Annotated in this window: 17 protein-coding genes and 1 pseudogene; 8 read left to right on the forward strand and 10 right to left on the reverse strand. The window is 72.7% G+C overall.

Annotation, left to right across the window (positions count from 1 at the left end; genetic code table 11):
- Positions 1-13 precede the first annotated feature (13 nt).
- The 3 genes from OG542_RS28710 to OG542_RS28720 form a co-directional block, all read right to left on the reverse strand.
- Positions 14-301 carry a hypothetical protein gene (locus OG542_RS28710; protein WP_328414507.1) on the reverse strand — a complete coding sequence of 96 codons (288 nt, stop codon included), beginning with the start codon at positions 299-301 and terminating at the stop codon, positions 14-16.
- Between the two features lie 106 nt (positions 302-407).
- On the reverse strand, positions 408-1,058 hold the full coding sequence (locus OG542_RS28715; RefSeq protein ID WP_328414509.1) for a class I SAM-dependent methyltransferase: 651 nt from the start codon (positions 1,056-1,058) through the stop codon (positions 408-410).
- Between the two features lie 160 nt (positions 1,059-1,218).
- The gene (locus OG542_RS28720; protein ID WP_311125406.1) at positions 1,219-2,958 is read right to left on the reverse strand and encodes an MFS transporter; all 1,740 of its coding nucleotides are present in this window, start codon (positions 2,956-2,958) and stop codon (positions 1,219-1,221) included.
- A 233-nt stretch (positions 2,959-3,191) separates the two neighbouring features.
- On the opposite strand from OG542_RS28720, the gene OG542_RS28725 reads away from it, so the two are divergent.
- Both OG542_RS28725 and OG542_RS28730 read left to right on the forward strand, forming a co-directional pair.
- On the forward strand, positions 3,192-4,610 hold the full coding sequence (locus OG542_RS28725; protein WP_408057800.1) for an MFS transporter: 1,419 nt from the start codon (positions 3,192-3,194) through the stop codon (positions 4,608-4,610).
- 245 nt (positions 4,611-4,855) lie between these two features.
- Positions 4,856-5,641, forward strand: a complete 786-nt coding sequence (locus tag OG542_RS28730; RefSeq protein ID WP_328414514.1) for a class I SAM-dependent methyltransferase — start codon at positions 4,856-4,858, stop codon at positions 5,639-5,641.
- Between the two features lie 63 nt (positions 5,642-5,704).
- Here the strand turns inward: OG542_RS28730 and OG542_RS40760 are convergent.
- A pseudogene (locus tag OG542_RS40760) lies at positions 5,705-5,806 on the reverse strand (DNA-binding response regulator); the annotation flags it as partial.
- Positions 5,803-7,026: a hypothetical protein gene (locus OG542_RS28740; RefSeq protein WP_328414516.1), complete on the reverse strand. Its 1,224-nt coding sequence runs from the start codon at positions 7,024-7,026 to the stop codon at positions 5,803-5,805. The gene OG542_RS28740 and the pseudogene OG542_RS40760, both read right to left, overlap by 4 nt.
- A gap of 329 nt (positions 7,027-7,355) precedes the next feature.
- Between OG542_RS28740 and OG542_RS28745 the strand changes: the two genes are divergently transcribed.
- Genes OG542_RS28745 through OG542_RS28755 form a run of 3 tightly spaced genes read left to right on the forward strand, consistent with a single transcriptional unit; the run spans position 7,356 to position 10,275 of the window.
- On the forward strand, positions 7,356-8,213 hold the full coding sequence (locus tag OG542_RS28745; protein WP_328414518.1) for a MaoC/PaaZ C-terminal domain-containing protein: 858 nt from the start codon (positions 7,356-7,358) through the stop codon (positions 8,211-8,213).
- Positions 8,214-8,245: 32 nt separating this feature from the next.
- Positions 8,246-9,322: a Zn-dependent alcohol dehydrogenase gene (locus OG542_RS28750; RefSeq protein WP_328414520.1), complete on the forward strand. Its 1,077-nt coding sequence runs from the start codon at positions 8,246-8,248 to the stop codon at positions 9,320-9,322.
- Positions 9,323-9,333: 11 nt separating this feature from the next.
- Entirely contained in the window at positions 9,334-10,275 is a 942-nt protein-coding gene (locus tag OG542_RS28755) for a 3-oxoacyl-ACP reductase (RefSeq protein WP_328414522.1), read from the forward strand.
- Positions 10,276-10,344: 69 nt separating this feature from the next.
- On the opposite strand, the gene OG542_RS28760 is transcribed toward OG542_RS28755, so the two are convergent.
- Both OG542_RS28760 and OG542_RS28765 read right to left on the reverse strand, forming a co-directional pair.
- Complete coding sequence (locus OG542_RS28760; RefSeq protein ID WP_184592043.1) at positions 10,345-10,512, reverse strand: hypothetical protein; 168 nt, start codon at positions 10,510-10,512, stop codon at positions 10,345-10,347.
- Positions 10,513-10,609: 97 nt separating this feature from the next.
- The gene (locus OG542_RS28765; RefSeq protein ID WP_328414524.1) at positions 10,610-11,893 is read right to left on the reverse strand and encodes a hypothetical protein; all 1,284 of its coding nucleotides are present in this window, start codon (positions 11,891-11,893) and stop codon (positions 10,610-10,612) included.
- Between the two features lie 245 nt (positions 11,894-12,138).
- On the opposite strand from OG542_RS28765, the gene OG542_RS28770 reads away from it, so the two are divergent.
- The 3 genes from OG542_RS28770 to OG542_RS28780 are packed head-to-tail and all read left to right on the forward strand — an operon-like array spanning position 12,139 to position 15,236.
- On the forward strand, positions 12,139-12,993 hold the full coding sequence (locus tag OG542_RS28770) for a Nif3-like dinuclear metal center hexameric protein (protein ID WP_328414525.1): 855 nt from the start codon (positions 12,139-12,141) through the stop codon (positions 12,991-12,993).
- Positions 12,990-13,733 carry a zinc ribbon domain-containing protein gene (locus OG542_RS28775; RefSeq protein WP_328418154.1) on the forward strand — a complete coding sequence of 248 codons (744 nt, stop codon included), beginning with the start codon at positions 12,990-12,992 and terminating at the stop codon, positions 13,731-13,733. Before OG542_RS28770 ends, OG542_RS28775 begins: the two co-directional genes overlap by 4 nt.
- Before the next feature lie 21 nt (positions 13,734-13,754).
- Complete coding sequence (locus tag OG542_RS28780; protein ID WP_328418156.1) at positions 13,755-15,236, forward strand: bifunctional RNase H/acid phosphatase; 1,482 nt, start codon at positions 13,755-13,757, stop codon at positions 15,234-15,236.
- Here OG542_RS28780 and eda read toward each other — a convergent pair.
- The 3 genes from eda to OG542_RS28795 form a co-directional block, all read right to left on the reverse strand.
- Positions 15,211-15,858, reverse strand: coding sequence for a bifunctional 4-hydroxy-2-oxoglutarate aldolase/2-dehydro-3-deoxy-phosphogluconate aldolase (gene eda / locus OG542_RS28785; RefSeq protein ID WP_328414527.1), 648 nt, complete (start codon positions 15,856-15,858; stop codon positions 15,211-15,213). The genes OG542_RS28780 and eda overlap by 26 nt on opposite strands.
- Positions 15,859-15,956: 98 nt before the next feature.
- Complete coding sequence (yaaA, locus tag OG542_RS28790) at positions 15,957-16,739, reverse strand: peroxide stress protein YaaA (RefSeq protein WP_328414529.1); 783 nt, start codon at positions 16,737-16,739, stop codon at positions 15,957-15,959.
- 53 nt (positions 16,740-16,792) lie between these two features.
- Positions 16,793-17,371: a hypothetical protein gene (locus tag OG542_RS28795; protein ID WP_328414531.1), complete on the reverse strand. Its 579-nt coding sequence runs from the start codon at positions 17,369-17,371 to the stop codon at positions 16,793-16,795.
- Positions 17,372-17,378 lie beyond the last annotated feature (7 nt).

The raw sequence follows: 17,378 nt of genomic DNA on the forward strand, positions 1-17,378 counted from the left end.
GGGCGGGTGGCGGCTACCTGTCGTTCCCGTCGGGGTCCTCGCGCTGTACCGCCTCCTTCACCTCCGCCTCGACCTCCTGGCGGGGTGTGTCCTCCTGCCTCGCGTACGCGGTCACCGCCGCCTGCAGGTCACGGGCGAGGTCGCGCCAGGCGCGCCAGGCGGTCTCCCACGTCGTGGTCTGCTGGTCGCTCCACTTGGTCTGGGTGGGCGGACCGTAGGCGTCCCGCAGTTTCCGCATCCGGGCGTGCGCCTCGTCCGCCGCGCGCTGCTTCTCCACGAGCTCTGCGAAGGTGTGTGCCACGCGGCCGGATCCTCGGGCAGCGGCCGTCGCCCGCCGACTCGCCACGCCGCCCGTGGGCCGACCGGGAGGGGTGGAGGGGGTGCGGTTCACCCGGCCGGCCGTTCTCCTAGATGCCCGGGCCGGTGCGCCGCAGCACGCGCAGTGAGTGCGTCGCCGAGACCTCGGTGAACGCGCCGGAGGCGAGGGCGCGCAGGTAGAGGCGGTACGGGGCCTGGCCGGTGAACTCGTCCCGCGGGTCGGGGAAGACGTCGTGGATGACGAGCAGGCCGCCCTCCGCGACATGCGGGGCCCAGCCCTCGTAGTCGGCGGTGGCGTGCTCGTCGGTGTGGCCGCCGTCGATGAAGACCAGCCCCAAGGGCGTGCCCCAGACCGCCGCGATCTGCGGGGAACGGCCGACCAGGGCCACCACATGGTCCTCAAGACCCGCCTTGCGCAGGGTGCGGCGGAATGTGGGCAGCGTGTCCATCAGGCCGATCTCGGGGTCGACCGTCTCGGAGTCGTGGTACTCCCAGCCCGGCTGCTGCTCCTCGCTGCCGCGGTGGTGGTCGACGGTCAGCGCGACGGCCCCGGCCTCGCGGGCCGCGTCGGCGAGCAGGATCGTGGACCGGCCGCAGTACGTGCCTACCTCCAGCAGAGGCAGCCCCAGCCGCCCGGCCTCCACCGCCGCCGCGTACAGGGCCAGGCCCTCGTCCACGGGCATGAACCCCTTCGCCGCCTCGAACGCGGCCAGGATGTTGGGCTTCGGGTCTATGGGCATGGGGTTCCTTCCGGACGGTACGGTTCGGCGCCCATGCTGCCGTACCGTTCCTGGAGACTGAGCTGGAGTGAGTTCTGTTGCCAGAGCTCATGCTCAGCCGGACGCTCCGAACGGTGTTGGGCGTCCTGGTCCCCCGGGGGCATCGGACCGCCCAGGCCGGTCAGGCGGGAACCGTCGCGCCCGGCAGCGGCAGGTCCAGGTCGACCGGGCGGTCGTCGCCCGCGTGGGTCGCGGACGAGGCGAGCGGGGCGTGGCCCGGGGCCCGGACGGCCACGACGTAGGAGCCCTGGGAGGGGACGGTGAGCGCGTAGCCGCCGTCCTCGGCGGAGAGGGTCGCGCCGGCCTGGCGGCCCCGGCGGTCGATCAGCGTGACCTTGGCACGGGCGACCGGGGCGCCGTCCGCGTCCAGGACCCGGCCGCGGAAGCCGCGCAGGACCGCTTCCGCGTGCTCCAGGTTGGCGTCCTCCTCGCTGCTGGCCCGCAGCTGCGGGTGGGCGGCCGGGCGGCGGCCCGGCAGGAAGAGCGCCAGGAGCAGGCCCACGGCGACGGCGGCGGTCGCGATCAGGAAGGAGACCCGGAAGCCGTGCATGGTCGGGATCGCGACCCCGCCGACGTTGTTCGCGGTGTTGGCCAGCACCATGCCGATCACGGCGCTCGACACCGACGTACCGATGGAGCGCATCAGGGTGTTGAGGCCGTTCGCCGCACCCGTCTCCGAGGCCGGCACCGCGCCCACGATCAGCGCGGGCAGCGAGGAGTAGGCGAGGCCGATGCCCGCGCCCAGCAGCACCGAGATGACCAGGCTCTGCCAGGCGGCGCTCATCAGGCCGAGGCCGGCGCCGTAGCCGATCGCGATGATCAGCAGACCGAGGATCAGGGTGACCTTGGGGCCGTACTTCGCGGACAGCCGGGCGTAGACGGGCGCCGTGAACATCATCGTCAGGCCGAGCGGCGCGACGAGCAGACCCGCGACGACCATCGACTGGCCGAGGCCGTAGCCGGTGGACTTCGGCAGCTGGAGCAGCTGCGGCAGGACCAGGGAGACGACGTAGAAGGAGACGCCGACCATGATCGAGGCGAGGTTGGTGAAGAGGACGGCCGGGCGGGCCGTGGTGCGCAGGTCCACCAGGGGGGCCTTGACGCGCAGTTCCATCACGCCCCACAGGAGCAGGACGACCGCGGCGGCGCCGAACAGGCCGAGCGTGGTGCCGGAGGTCCAGCCCCAGTCGCTGCCCTTGGTGATCGGCAGCAGGAACAGCACGAGGCCGGCGGACAGGCCGAGCGCGCCCAGCAGGTCGAAGGAGCCCTCGGCGCGCATCGGGGACTCCGGTACGACGAGGAGGGTGAGGGCGATGGAGAGCACACCGAGGCCGGCGGCGCCGTAGAAGAGGGCGTGCCAGTCGGCGTGCTGGGCGACCAGGGCGGCGGCGGGCAGGGCGAGGCCGCCGCCGACGCCTATGGAGGAGCTCATCAGGGCCATCGCCGAGCCGAGTCGTTCCCGGGGCAGCATGTCGCGCATGAGGCCGATGCCGAGCGGGATCGCGCCCATCGCGAAGCCCTGGAGCGTACGGCCGGTGATCATGAGCAGCAGATCGCTGGTGAGCGCGCTGACCAGGGCGCCGACCACCATCACCGCGAGGCTGAGGATCAGCATGCGCCGCTTGCCGTAGAGGTCGCCGAGGCGGCCCATGATCGGGGTGGCCACGGCACCCGAGAGAAGGGTCGAGGTCAGGACCCAGGTCGCGTTGCCGGGGTCGGTGTCCAGCAGTTGCGGCAGATCCTTGATGACCGGGACGAGCAGGGTCTGCATCACCGCGACAACGATGCCCGCGAAGGCGAGCACCGGGACCACGGACCCGCTCGCTCTGCCGGCGGGACGGTCTGTCGTCGTCTGCGTCATTGAGAGGGGCCTCCAGGCCGGGAAGGTATGCGGGAGCTATGGATCACAGGGTTACGTGGTCCCTGAACCCGTATGTGCAGGCAACTATTCCGTTGCTTTGGCACTCTAACGAATTCTTGACCTTCTCTTGGGGGAGGGGCCTGGGAGACATGGGGGGCCTAGGCCCGTCCGCGCCAGGCCCTAGGCCGAAATCCCGATGCCAGGAGCGTGGATTGGTTGAGAGCATGACACCCATGCTCGAAACCGCCGAAAGGACCCGTACCCCGCGCCGTGCGGCGCCGCCCACCTGGCTCGTGGTGACGCTCACGTGTGCCGGGCAGTTTCTCGTCGTGCTGGACGTGTCCGTCGTCAATGTGGCGCTGCCCTCGATGCGGACCGGGCTCGGGCTGAGCGAGCAGGGCCTGCAGTGGGTGGTGAACGCCTACACCATCGCCTTCGCCGGTTTCATGCTGCTCGGCGGGCGGGCCGGAGACCTCTACGGCCGCAAGCGGATGTTCCTCGTCGGGCTCGGTGTGTTCACCCTGGCCTCACTGGCGGGCGGACTGGCGCAGGACGACTGGCAGTTGCTGGTCGCACGGGCCGTGCAGGGGCTGGGGGCGGCGGTGCTGGCGCCCTCGACGCTGACCATCCTCACATCGTCGGTGCCGGAGGGCGCGGCCCGGGCCCGGGCCATAGGGACCTGGACCGCGGTCGGGGGCGGTGGCGGCGCGGCGGGCGGTCTGGCCGGCGGCCTCCTGGTGGAGACGCTGTCCTGGCGGTGGGTGCTGCTGATCAACGTGCCCGTGGGGGCCGCGCTGCTCTGCGCCGCCGCCTGGTTCCTCGTCGAGGGCCGGGCCGGGGACAGGCGGCGGCTCGACCTGCCGGGCGCGCTCCTCGTGACGACCGGGCTCGGCACGCTCGCCTACGGCATCTCCCAGACGGAGGCGGAGGGCTGGACGGCGGCGGCCACGCTGCTGCCGCTGCTCGCCGGGCTCGCGCTGATCGCCCTGTTCCTCGCGGTCGAGGCCCGCACCGCGAGCCCGCTGATGCCGCTCGGGCTGCTGCGCCTGCGGTCGGTCGCCTCGGCGAACGTCTCGATGTTCCTGTGCGGCTTCGCGATGTTCTGCATGTGGTTCTTCATGACCCTGTACGCGCAGAACGTCCTGGGGTACACGCCCCTGGAAGCCGGACTGGCCCTGGTTCCGAGTTCCCTGGCCGTGGTCCTCGGCTCCAAGCTCGCGCCCCGGCTGATGCGGGCGGCCGGCCCGCGCACCGTGGCGGTGCTGGGCACGCTGGTCGCCGTGGCCGGCTTCGCCTGGCAGTCCAGGATGACCGCCGAGGGCTCCTACGCGACGACGATCCTCGTCCCCGGCGTCCTCATGATGCTCGGCGCGGGCCTCGCGTCGACACCGCTCGCCGCCCTGGCCACCTCCGGCGCGGCCCCCGGGGAGGCCGGTCTGGTGTCCGGCCTCGTCAACACCTCCCGCACGATGGGGGGTTCACTGGGCCTGGCCGTCCTGTCGACCCTGGCGGCGGCGCGGACGGCGGGGAGCGGGTCGCCGGAGGCGCTGACTGAGGGCTACGCGCTGGCGTTCCGGGTGGGGACCGGGGTGCTGGTCGCGGGTGTGCTGCTGATGTGGGTCTGGCTGCCGCGGACGCCGCGGCAGCGGTAGGGCCGTCAGATGCCTGCCGACGGCGGGAATCAGCGCGGGTCGCGTTGCCGGGGGTGGGGGCGTCGTGGCCCCCTGACGGCGTCCCGCCGGTGTTTCGGACGGGGGGTGAAGTGGGGGGTCGGCGGGGTGTTTCCCGGTGGCACTGAGGGCCGCTGAGGGCGGTTCGCCGATGCCCGGAAACCTGCTCTGACCTGGGGTTTTGCTACGTCCCGGCGTACGATTGGCGAATGCGGAAGGAGGGCCGGATGGACCGGAACACACGTACCGTCGACGACGTACTCGCCCTGCTCGACGGGCTGTTCGCACCCGAGGCCGATCGGTGGACGAGCCAGGGTGCCGACTGGTGGGACGGCTTCTACGCCGACCGTTCCCGGCCGGTGCCGTTCTTCGTGGCGAAGCCGGACGAGAATCTGGTGAGTTGGGTGGAACGGGGGGTGGTCAGCGCGGGGCGTGCGCTGGAACTCGGGTGCGGTCCGGGGCGCAACGCGCTGTATCTGGCGGCTCAAGGGTTCGCGGTCGACGCGGTCGATCTGTCACCGGCAGCCGTCGACTGGGCCGGGGAGCGGGCCCGGGAGACGGGAGTGGAGGGCGTGCGATTCCACTGCGGTGACGCGTTCGCGCTCGCCGGTACGGAACTGACCGGGCCGTACGACCTCGTCTACGACTCCGGCTGCTTCCACCATCTGCCTCCGCACCGGCGGGTCAGCTATCTGGCGCTGCTGGAGAACGTCCTGGCTCCCGGGGGCCTGTTCGGGCTCACGTGCTTCGCCGCCGGTGCCGGGGGGATGGGGTCGGAGCTGTCCGACGCGGACTTCTACCGGGAGGCGACGGCCGGACTGCGGGGCGGACTCGCGTACACGCCCGAGTCGGTGCGGGGGATCTTCTCGGGCCTCACCGAGGTCGAGCTGCGGAGGATGCGGGACGAGCCGGAGGAGTCGGGGTGCTTCGGGGAGAGCTTCCTGTGGACGGCCCTGTTCCGCGGGGCAGGGGCTCGGGGCTCACAGCAAGCCCTGGCCGCGGGCCTCGCGTAGGGCCTCCATGCGGTTTCGGGTGCCCGTCTTGCCGATGGCGGAGGAGAGGTAGTTGCGGACCTTCACGACCTCGATGTCGTCCTCCATGCCGAGCAGCAGCGCGAGCGCGCCGCGCATCATGCCCTGGTCCTCCGCGAGCAGCACGCGGATGGGTCTGCCGGTCACGCGCCCAGGGTAGGGCGGGAGGTGGCGAGCAGCGAGGCCAGCGTCTCGGTGAAGGCCGCCGCCGAATGGTCGGCGTGCTCGCGGATGCGGCTCGCGACGGTGTCGGCCCCGCCGCCCTCCACGAGCCGCACGATCCGGTCGACGTCCTGCCCTTGCCCTTCCCGGGTGGAGAGATAGAAGTCCGTCGCGTCGTACGCCATGTGGAAGACGTGCTTCTTCACATCGCTCAGCGTCAGGTAGTCGTCGTGCGTCTTCGGGGTCGGCTCGGGCGCGCCGACACACACCGCCGGGGTGCCGGCGCCCCAGGCGTTGACCGCCAGGTGGTAGGTGTCCGTGATGACCAGCCGGTAGCGGGGGAGGACCCCCACCAGGTCGCCGATGGTGTGGTCGCCTGGGCGGGCCGCGATGTGGCCGACCGGAGCGGGGACGTCCCGGTCGAACCAGGGCAGCCACTCCAGCGGAGCGCCCAGGCGGTCGGACAGCTCCTGGCAGGAGGCGGGCAGCCACGCGGGGACGGGCGTACGGGCGCCGAGGAACACACCGATCGCACCGCCGTCCGGGACCGACCGGGACCAGTCCGTGGTCGGGAGGTGGTCGAGGTCGCCCGGGCGGGACAGCAGCGCCGCGTCCGAACCGAAGTGGTCGGTCGTACGGTCCCCGCGCAGGTGCGCGATCTTCGCCGCGGAGAGCGGGTCGCGCACCCAGGTGCGGTGGCCGCGCGTCACCAGACGTGAGAACAGGGGGCCGTACTCCTTGTCCTCGTAGTCGGACTGCGTGTTGTGCAGGATGGTCCCGCCGTAGCTGAGGGTCCGCGCGAGGAGCTCGTCGGGCTGGTCCGCGAACAGCAGGGTCCGGTTCAGCAGGTTCCGGGCGGCGTCACGGTCCGCGGCGATGCCGAAGTCGAGCAGACGGTTCGTCGCGTCCTGCGCCAGATAGTGCCGGGTGTGCAGGAAGTCGCCCCAGAAGACGACCGCGTCGTGGTCGCGGAGCGTGTCGAGGTGCTCGGCCAGCGGATGGAAACGGAACGGGAAGTCGGTGCCTTGCGCGCACTCGCGCAGCGGCACGGTCTCCGGCGTGTGCAGGGTGAACCAGGTGGCGTCGACCTCGTCGCCCCCGGTGGTCATCCGCCGCCGCAGGGACTCGAACGCCAAGTCGACGGTCAGCATGCCGGTGTTGCGGTACCCGATGTTCGGCGCGGTGATGACGGCGACGCGTGCCATGTGCTCCATTTCCCCCAGCCGTTGCCCACGCCGCCGAGGTACGGCGCGACCCCCCGGCCAACGTACACGGCGCCGTCCCGCCGCAGAGGTCCCGCCCCCTGAGGGCGGAGGGGGCGGTGGGCGGCTGGTCCCGGACCCTCCCGAACCCCGTGATCTGACATGGCGTCAGGAGGCTTCACAAGTGTGGGGGCCTGGGCTATACAGAGGGCGCGGGACTGGAACGCGTTCCAGTTGGATTCGGTCCGTTCCGGTCCGGTCCCAGACGGCCTCGGTGCGGCCGACGGTGCGGACGGCCGTGCCGAGGTCTTCCCACGGCGATCAGGAGCCCCATGCCCATCGACGCAGCCAAGGCGCTCGCCGCCGAACCCCGGACCGGCGAGATCACCTGGGACCACAAGGACGTGCAGCTCTACCACCTCGGCATCGGCGCGGGCATCCCAGCCACCGACCCCGACGAGCTGCGCTACACCCTGGAGTCCCGGCTGCACGTCCTGCCGAGCTTCGCCACCGTCGCGGGCGCCGGAAAGCCCGGGGTGACCGGCGGGCTGTCCATGCCCGGCATCGACGTCGACCTCGCCCGTGTCCTGCACGGCGGCCAGAGCCTCGTCCTCCACCGGCCCATCCCGGCGACGGGCACCGCCACCGCGACCAACCGGATCGCCGCCGTGTACGACAAGGGCAAGGCGGCCGTCCTCGTGCTGCGTACCGAAGTCGGCGATGCCGACGGCCCGTTGTGGACCAACGACGCCCAGATCTTCATCCGCGGCGAGGGCGGCTGGGGCGGCGACCGCGGCCCGTCCGCCCGGCTCGATCCGCCCGCCGGTGAGCCGGACCGGGTCGTCGAGCGGCACGTCCGCGAGGACCAGGCCCTCCTCTACCGCCTCTCCGGCGACTGGAACCCCCTGCACGCCGACCCCGAGTTCGCCAAGGTCGCCGGGTTCGAGCGGCCCATCCTGCACGGGCTGTGCACCTACGGCATCACGCTCAAGGCCGTCGCCGACGCACTCCTCGGCGGGGACGTGACCCGGGTGCGGTCCTACGCCACCCGGTTCGCCGGGGTCGTGTACCCGGGCGAGACCCTGCGCATCCGCATGTGGCACACGCCCGAGGCCACCAGGGTCGCCGTCAGCGCGGAAGAGCGGGACGACGCGCCCGTCCTCGCCGACACCATCGTCGAACACACCTGAGTCCCAGAACGCCGTACGAGGGGAGCCGCACCATGCGCGCAGCCGTACTGCACGAGATCGGCCAGGACAAACTGGAGGTCCTCGACGACGTCGAGGCGGTGGGGTTCGGACCCGGCAAGGTGCGGGTCAGGGTGCGCGCCACGGGGCTGTGCCACTCGGACCTGTCCGCGATGAGCGGGGTGCTGCCGCAGCCCGCGCCGTTCGTGCCCGGGCACGAGGGGGCGGGGGAGATCGCCGAAGTCGGCGAGGGTGTCGCCCACTTGAAGGCCGGTGACCGGGTCGTCGTGTGCTGGCTGCCCTCCTGCGGCGCCTGTCCCGCCTGCAAGCGCGGGCAGACCGAACTGTGCCTCGCCGGGTTCATGAACGCCGGCACACCCAACTTCAAGCGCCCCGGCGGAGACGTCTTCGGTTTCGCCGGCACCGGCACCTTCACCGAGGAGGTCGTCGTCGACGCCGGCTGCGCGGTGCCGATACCCGACGACGTGCCCTTCGACATCGCCGCCCTCATCGGCTGCGGCGTGACGACCGGGCTGGGTGCCGCGCTCAACACGGCGGATCTGGAGGCCGGTTCGTCCGTGGCGGTCATCGGGTGCGGGGGCGTCGGCATCTCCGTGATCCAGGGGGCCCGGCTGCGGGGCGCCGCCGAGATCGTCGCCGTCGACCCCATCGCCTCGCGCCGCGAGAGCGCGCTCAAGTTCGGCGCCACCAAGGCCGTCTCCCCGGACGAACTGCCCGACGCCAAACAGCAGGTCACCGCGGGCGAGGGCTTCGACTACGTCTTCGAGGTCGTCGGCAAGTCGGCCACGGCACGGACCGCGTACGACACCACCCGGCGCGGCGGCACCCTCGTCGTGGTCGGCGCGGGCGCCATGGACGACTTCCTCCAGCTCAACATGTTCGAGCTGTTCTTCGACGAGAAGCGAATCCTGCCGTCCATGTACGGCGGCGGAGACGTCCTGCGCTCCTACGAACGCACCATCGCCCTGTGGCGCGCGGGCCGGGTCGACCTGGCCGGCCTGATCACTCACCGGGTCCCGTTCGCCGACGTCAACGAGGCCCTGGACCAGATGCGGACCGGGACAGCCCTGCGTACGTGCATCGAGATGTGAGGACACACACCATGCCGCTGCCTCTCCAGGGACTGTCCGCCGTCGTCACGGGCGCGGGCCGCGGGCTCGGCCGGGCCGAGGCGCTGGAACTCGCCCGGCTCGGCGCGGCCGTGGTCGTCAACGACTACGGGCAGGCCGGCCGCGACGGCAGCGGCGAGGCGTCCGCCGGGCCCGCCGAGGAGGTCGCCGCCGAGATCCGGGCGGTGGGCGGGGCCGCCCTCGCGCACACCGGGGACGTCTCCGACTTCCGGCAGGCGGGCGAACTGGTCGAGTCGGCCGTCGCCGAGTTCGGCAAGCTCGACATCCTCGTCAACAACGCGGGAATCCTGCGCGACCGCATGGTGTTCTCGATGGCCGAGGAGGAGTGGGACGCCGTGCTCCGGGTGCACCTCAAGGGGCACTTCAACACCACCCGGTTCGCCGCCGCCCACTGGCGGGAGCGGTCCAAGCGGGCCGGGGAGCCGGTGTTCGGGCGGATCGTGAACACCTCCTCGGAGGCGTTCCTCGCGGGTTCCGCCGGGCAGCCCAACTACGCGGCGGCCAAGGGCGGGATCGTCGGCCTCACCACCTCCACGGCCCTCGCCCTCGGCAAGTACGGCGTGACGGCCAACGCGATCTGCCCCCGCGCCCGCACCCGGATGACCGAGGACGTCTTCGCGGGCGTCGAGCGCGGTTCGGGAAACGGCCTCGACCCACTCGCCCCCGAACACGTCGCCCCGCTCGTCGGCTATCTGGCCTCACCCGCCGCCGCCCACGTGAACGGACAGCTCCTCGTGGTGCACGGCGGGATGGTCGCCGTCGTCGAACGGCCGCGGGTCGCCGCCAAGTTCGACAGCAAGCAGGAGACCTTCACGTACGACGAGCTGGAAGCCGTCCTCGGGCCGTACTACGCGGACCGGCCGGACGGGGAGACCTTCGCGGCGGCGGAGGTACTGGGGCTGAAACGCGGCTGAGGAACGCTGAACGGCCCTACCCGTCGTGCGAGGGGTGGGGCCGTTCGCTGTTCGGCCACTGACGTTCCGTCAGGCCGCCGTCTCGGTCTGCTCGCTCTCCGCCGCCGGTTTACGGTGGCGGCCGCGCGGAGCCGTCTCGCCGTCGTGCGTGGAGACCTCGCCGCGGTGCCGGCCGTGGCCGGTGGAGGTCTCCTGGACGTCGGCAGCGTGCAGCTGGTTCGTGCTGGCGTCGCTCATCGGATGGAATTCACCCCGTCAACATGATCTTTTTTACAGCCGGGTGAGTGTATCCGGCACCCCGCACCCGGCATCCAGGCGGCCACGCCAACCGGCACTAGTTCGTTACAAGCCGTCCCAATGGCGCTTGCTGCAGGGGGACCGGACGCGGGGCGGAGGGGGTCGGGGGCGCTGGATCCGCCGCCCGCTCCGGTTCCGGTTCCGGTTCCGGTTCCGGTTCCGGTTCCGGAGGGTGCCCCGGTGCGGCGGTCGTGCCGGCGGTACGCGCGTCCGCCTCCCGCCCTGTCTCCTGCCCCGCCTCCTTGCCCGGCTGTGGACAGGGCGGCGGCGCTGCGCCGGGATCCGGCACCGCGGCCGCCGGCGGGCTCAGCTGTGCCACGCCGCACGGTACGACCTCCGTCGCGTACGGCAGCCGCAGCACCCCGTCCGGTGTCCACAGGCCGGTGCCCGCCAACCACCCCTCGGGCGCCGGGAGATGGTGCACCCGCCGCTCGGCCGGCCGCCACACGGCGACCCAGCTGCCCGCAGGCCCGTCCACCCGCAGGGCCACCGCGCAGCTCTCCGGTGTCAGCACCTGCCCCGGCTGGATCGCGAACGGCGTGACCGCACAGTCCCGCAGCCGCAGGCACTCCGGGAAGCGCACCGGAAGGGTGCTGCCCAGGACACCCCAGCCCAGCCGGTCCTGGCCCGGCGAGGGCGCGTCCGAGCGGACGATCAGCAGCCCGCTGTCGTGGTCGGCGAGCAGCAGCCGGTCGTCGCTGTCGGCGGCGATCTGCAGCAGCGGCGACACCTCGCCGCCGCGCTCCAGATCCACCACGACGGCCTTGGTGCGCCCGCCGGCCTCCCGGTCCAGGGCCAGTAGCCGCCCCGTCGGGTCCAGCCAGACCCCGCCCGAGCAGCGGCCGGGCAGCTCGGCCAGCTGCTCGGGCCCGAAGGGGCCGCCCGCCACCAGCCACACCGCCGTCGAACGCCGGCCGACCGCCAGGGCATACGCCCGCTCGCCGCCGGGGGCGGGCGGCAGCAGCCGCATCCGGGCGGCCACGTCCGGGCACTCCACCGCGCCCAGGGGTACCTCGCCGGTGCCGGGCCCGGTCGGATAGAGCAGCGAGAAGGCGTGCCGCCCGGCCACCCGACGGTGGATGAGGACCCGCCCGTCGGCCATCGGCTGCACCTCGGTGCCCGGCTCCTCCGGCTGGTTGCGGGGCAGCGGCACCGCGTACGGCTCGGGGCCGTCCAGGGTCCAGCGCTCCGGGAACCAGGAGTCGCCGGCCGACGCCAGGCGTGCGGCGTAGGCACCGTCCGCGGAGAGGGCGCAGCCCGCCGGCCCCGCACCGTCCCCGTCCTCGTGTCCCGCCGAAGGCTCGATCGCACAGGCAGTCATCGTTCGGTCACCTCCAGTGACGAACGTAGTTTTCGCACGCACAGGCGGGGAGGCCGCACGCTCCGGCTTCACGCATAAGGGTGTTCCAGGAACGATTCGCCTGAGGAAAAGGGTGCATTTGTGCTCGGCGGGGCGACAGGTGGCCGCCGGGGCGGTGGCAGGGGTGGGGGCGGTGACGGTGGCGGTGGCAGGGGCAGTGGCAGTGGCGGTTCAACGCCACAGATCAGACGGGTAGCCTTGCTGTCGTGCCCCGTCTGTCTGAAGTCATCGCCGCGCTCGAGAAGCTGTGGCCCGCCGAGCGGGCCGAGTCCTGGGACGCGGTCGGCACCGTCGTGGGGGACCCGGACCAGGAGGTCACCCGGGTCCTGTTCGCCGTCGACCCGGTCCAGGAGATCGTCGACGAGGCGGTGAAGCTGGGCGCCGGCCTGCTCGTCACCCACCACCCGCTCTATCTGCGGGGTACGACGACCGTCGCGGCGACGCACTTCAAGGGCCGTGTCGTCCACACCCTCATCAAGAACGACATCGCGCTGCACGTCGCCCACACCAACGCCGACACCGCCGACCCGGGTGTCTCCGACGCCCTCGCGGGCGCCCTGGACCTGCGCGTCACCGGACCGCTCGTCCCCGACCCCACCGACCCCGAGGGCCGCCGGGGCCTGGGCCGCGTCTGCGCGCTGGACCCCCCGCTGACCGTCCGCGAGTTCGCCGCCCGCGCCGCCGAGCGGCTGCCCGCCACCGCGCAGGGCATCCGCGTCGCCGGCGACCCCGAGGCGCTGCTGCGCACGGTCGCCGTCAGCGGCGGCTCCGGCGACAGCCTCTTCGACCAGGTACGCGCGGCGGGTGTCGACGCCTTCCTGACCGCGGACCTGCGCCACCACCCGGTCTCCGAGGCCCGCGCCCACAGCCCCCTCGCGCTGCTCGACGCGGCGCACTGGGCCACCGAGTGGCCCTGGTGCGAGCTGGCCGCGAGCCAGCTCGACGAGATCTCCGACCGGCACGGATGGGACCTGCGCGTCCACGTCTCGAAGACGGTCACCGACCCCTGGACCGCGCACGCGGCCTCAACCACTTCTGACCCCCTGGGAGCCCCGAACTGAACGCCGCGCCCGCCGACCAGATCCGACTCCTCGACCTCCAGGACCTCGACGTCCGCCTCCAGCAGCTCGCGCACAAGCGCAGGTCGCTGCCCGAGCACGCCGAGATCGAGTCGCTGACCAAGGACCACACCCAGCTGCGCGACCTGCTCGTGGCCGCGCAGACCGAGGAGAGCGACACCGCCCGCGAGCAGACCAAGGCCGAGCAGGACGTGGACCAGGTGCGCCAGCGCGCCACCCGCGACCAGCAGCGCCTGGACTCCGGTGCCGTCACCTCCCCCAAGGACCTGGAGAACCTCCAGCGCGAGATCGCCTCCCTCGCCAAGCGGCAGGGCGATCTGGAGGACGTGGTGCTGGAGGTCATGGAGCGCATGGAGTCCGCGCAGGAGCGGGTGGCCGAGCTGACCGAACGGGTCACCTCCGTCCAGTCGAAGATCGATGACACGACCGCACGCCGGGACGCGGCCGTCGAGCAGCTCGACGGCGAGGCCGCCACGGTGGCAAAGGAGCGCGAGGTCATCGCCGGGTCGGTGCCCGCCGATCTGCTCAAGCTCTACGAGCGGCTGCGCGAGCAGCAGGGCGGCGTCGGCGCGGCGAAGCTGTACGCGCGCAGCTGCCAGGGCTGCCGGCAGGAGCTCGCCATCACGGAGCTGGCCGAGATCCGCAAGGCGGCGCCCGACACGGTGATCCGCTGCGAGAACTGCCGTCGCATCCTGGTGCGCACGTCCGAGTCGGGTCTGTAAGGGGCGACAGGGGCGGTGGCCGTGCGGGAGTTCATCGTCGAGGCCGACGGCGGGTCGCGGGGCAACCCGGGGCCCGCGGGCTACGGGGCCGTGGTGAGCGACGCGGCGACGGGGGAGACCCTGCGGGAGGCGGCCGAGTACATCGGCGTCGCCACGAACAACGTCGCCGAGTACCGGGGCCTCCTCGCCGGCCTGCGCGCCGCCCATGAACTGGACCCGGCCGCGACGGTCCACGTCCGGATGGACTCCAAGCTCGTCGTCGAGCAGATGTCGGGCCGCTGGAAGATCAAGCACCCCGACATGAAGCCCCTGGCGGCAGAGGCGGCACGGGTGTTCCCGCCGGGCCGGGTCACGTACGAGTGGATCCCGAGGGAGCGGAACAAGCACGCGGACCGACTGGCCAACGAGGCGATGGATGCCGGGGCCAGGGGAGAACAGTGGTCGGAGTCCGCGTCGACGGCTGAGCTGGACACTTCTGCCGGGGCCGCTGCCTCGTCCGGGCCGCCCGGGGACGCGGCGGCCGGGGCGGCGCGCGTGCGCGGGGCTCTGGCGGAGGGGCGTGCTGCGGCGGGGGCTGATCATCTCGCCGAGGCGGCCGATACCGACACGCCTGCCGCGCAGGCCGAAGCCGATACACCGGGCGTCCGTGCCGCCGCCGGTGCGCAGGGCGTCCGAGCCGACGCCGAGGCCGACGCACGCTCGGTGAAGGCTGAGGCCGACGCTCGCGCCGCCAAGGCCGACGCCGACACCCGCGCCGCCAAGGCCGACGCCGACGCTCGCGCCGCCAAGGCCGACGCCGACACCCGCGCCGCCAAGGCCGACGCCGACACCCGTGCCGCCAAGGCCGTTGCCACGCCCGGCTGGGCGCCCGCCGACATGGGTGCCCCCGCCACCTTCGTACTCCTGCGCCACGGCGAGACCCCCCTCACCCCGCAGAAGCGCTTCTCCGGCAGCGGCGGTACCGACCCCTCCCTCTCCGACGTGGGCCGGGAACAGGCCGAGCGCGCCGCCGCACTGCTGGCCAGGCGCGGCACGATCCAGGCCGTCGTCTCGTCGCCCCTCACCCGGACGCGGGAGACCGCCGGTATCGTCGCCGCCCGGCTCGGGCTCGACGTGAGTGTCGACGACGGGTTGCGCGAGACCGACTTCGGCGCCTGGGAGGGACTCACCTTCGCCGAGGTGCGCGAGCGCCACCCCGACGACCTGAACGCCTGGCTGGCCTCCCCGGACGCCGAACCCACCGGCGGCGGCGAGAGCTTCGCGGCGACGGGCACCCGGATCGCCGCCACCCGCGACAAGCTGGTCGCGGCGTACGCGGGCCGCACGGTCCTGCTCGTCACCCACGTGACCCCGATCAAGACGCTCGTCCGGCTCGCCCTCGGGGCCCCGCCGGAGTCCCTGTTCCGCATGGAACTCTCGGCCGCGTCCCTGTCGGTCGTGGCGTACTACGCGGACGGCAACGCCAGCGTCCGCCTCCTCAACGACACGTCCCACCTGCGCTGAGCCCCGCCGCCGCACGGGCCAGCGCCTCGACACGCCCCCAGTCGCGGGCCGCGACCGCCTCCTGCGGGAGCATCCAGCTCCCGCCTACGCACCCGACGTTGGGCAGCGCGAGGTAGTCCGGTGCGGAGGCCGGACCGATCCCGCCCGTCGGGCAGAAGCGGGCCTGCGGCAGCGGCCCGGCGAGCGACTTCAGATACGCCGTACCGCCGGCGGCCTCGGCCGGGAAGAACTTCATCTCCCGCACCCCGCGCTCCAGCAGCGCCACGACCTCCGACGTGGTCGACACCCCCGGCAGGTACGGCACTCCGGACACCCGCATCGCCTCCAGCAGTACGTCCGTCCAGCCGGGACTGACCAGGAAGCGGGAGCCCGCGGCCACCGACTCCTCGACCTGCCCGGGACTGATCACCGTCCCGGCACCCACCACCGCCCCCGGTACCTGCCCCGCGATCTCCCGGATCGCATCCAGCGCCGCGGGCGTCCGCAGCGTCACCTCGATCGCGGGCAGCCCGCCGGCCACCAGCGCCCGCGCCAGCGGTACGGCGTCGCTCGCATCCTCGATGACGACGACGGGGATGACGGGCGCGAGGTCCAGCACGGAGGCGGGCAGGGGAGAGACCATGGCGGTATCCTGCCGCCGAACCAGCAACATGCGCAAAGCTCATTGCGTATGCTGCAACGCGTGACGAGCAACGTGTGACGTGTGGCGTCGTCCGCTGGTCAGTGAACCTCGTCCACCAGCACGTCCAGAGCCCACGCCTGCCCCGCCTTGTCCGGCGCCTCGGCCTCCACGACGTACCCGAGCTCCCGCAAGGCTGTGACCAGCTCGGCCGGGCCCTTCGGATCGGCCCCGGCGGTCAGCAGGCCGCGCACGATCCGCCCCTTGGTCGCCTTGTTGAAGTGGCTGACCACCTTCCGCGTCGGCGCGTGCAGCACCCGTACCGACGCCGTCCGTCCGGCGATCTCGCCCTTCGGCTTCCAGGCGGTGGCGTACGCGGCGGACCGCAGATCCAGCACCAGCCCGTCCCCGGCCACCTCGGGAAGCACCGACGCCATCGGAGTACGCCAGTGCGCGCCCAGCGCCCCGAGCCCCGGCAGCTTCACCCCCATCGAGCACCGGTAGGACGGAATCCGGTCCGTCACCCGCACGGCACCCCACAACCCGGAGAACACGAGCAGCGAGCGCGCCGCCCGCCGCTTGGCGGAGGCGTCCAGGGTCGCCAGGCCGAGGGCGTCGTAGAGCACGCCGGTGTAGATCTCCCCGGCCGGCCGCGCTCCCGCCGTCCGCAGCTCCGCGTTCTTGGCGACCTCGCCTCGCAGCCCCTCACTGAGGCCGAGCACCTCGCGTGCCTTGTCCTCGTCGCCGGCGCACAGCTCGACCAGCTCGGTGAGGACGGCCTCCCGGGCGGCGGTCAGCCCCGGCAGCGACAGCGACTCCGGCTTCAGCGGGGCACCGCGGCCGGAAGAGGCCTTGCCTTCGGACGGCGGCAGCAGGACAAGCACGCGTACTCCTTCGATCGAACTCCGCCGACAGCGTACGGGGACCCGCGTCGACCTCAGACTCGCGCCCGGCCGAGGGCGCGGACGAGGTCGTCGGCGTCGTCGGCGTGAAAACGGACGACACGGACCGGGCGCCGGCGCCCGAAGAAGCCGAGATGGGTGACGGGTTCCGTGAGTTCGATCGTGACGGTCGTCTGGGAGCCCACCTCGACATCGAGCTCGCCGTCGGCCCGCTCGTGCGTCATCCGCAGCTCGCGCCGCACCGAGGCGATCCGCTCCAGCGGCACACGCAGATCGACATGGACGTACCGCCGGATCCGCAGCTCACCACCGACCGGATCCAGTACGTGCGGACGTACGACGGACGAGGCGTGCAGCCCGACGACGAAGACGACGCTGTACACGTCCAGGAAGAGGAAGACGGCGTGCACGGTCGGCCAGTCCCGCAGCAGCACGGACAACGCGACCGTCTCGATGAGGCACACGAACGCGAAGCCGAACATCATCGCGCCCTGCCCGCGCGCGTACCCGAACGCCTGACCACCCCTGGCCCCGTGCGTACGCCGTGCCACCCACAGCACGAGACTCTCGAGCAGGCGCACCTCGTGCCGGACCAGCAGCCGCGCGATCCTCACCTTCGCT

Origin of the sequence: Streptomyces violaceus (assembly GCF_036014075.1) — a bacterium.
In the GTDB taxonomy this organism is placed as follows: Bacteria; Actinomycetota; Actinomycetes; order Streptomycetales; family Streptomycetaceae; genus Streptomyces; species Streptomyces violaceus.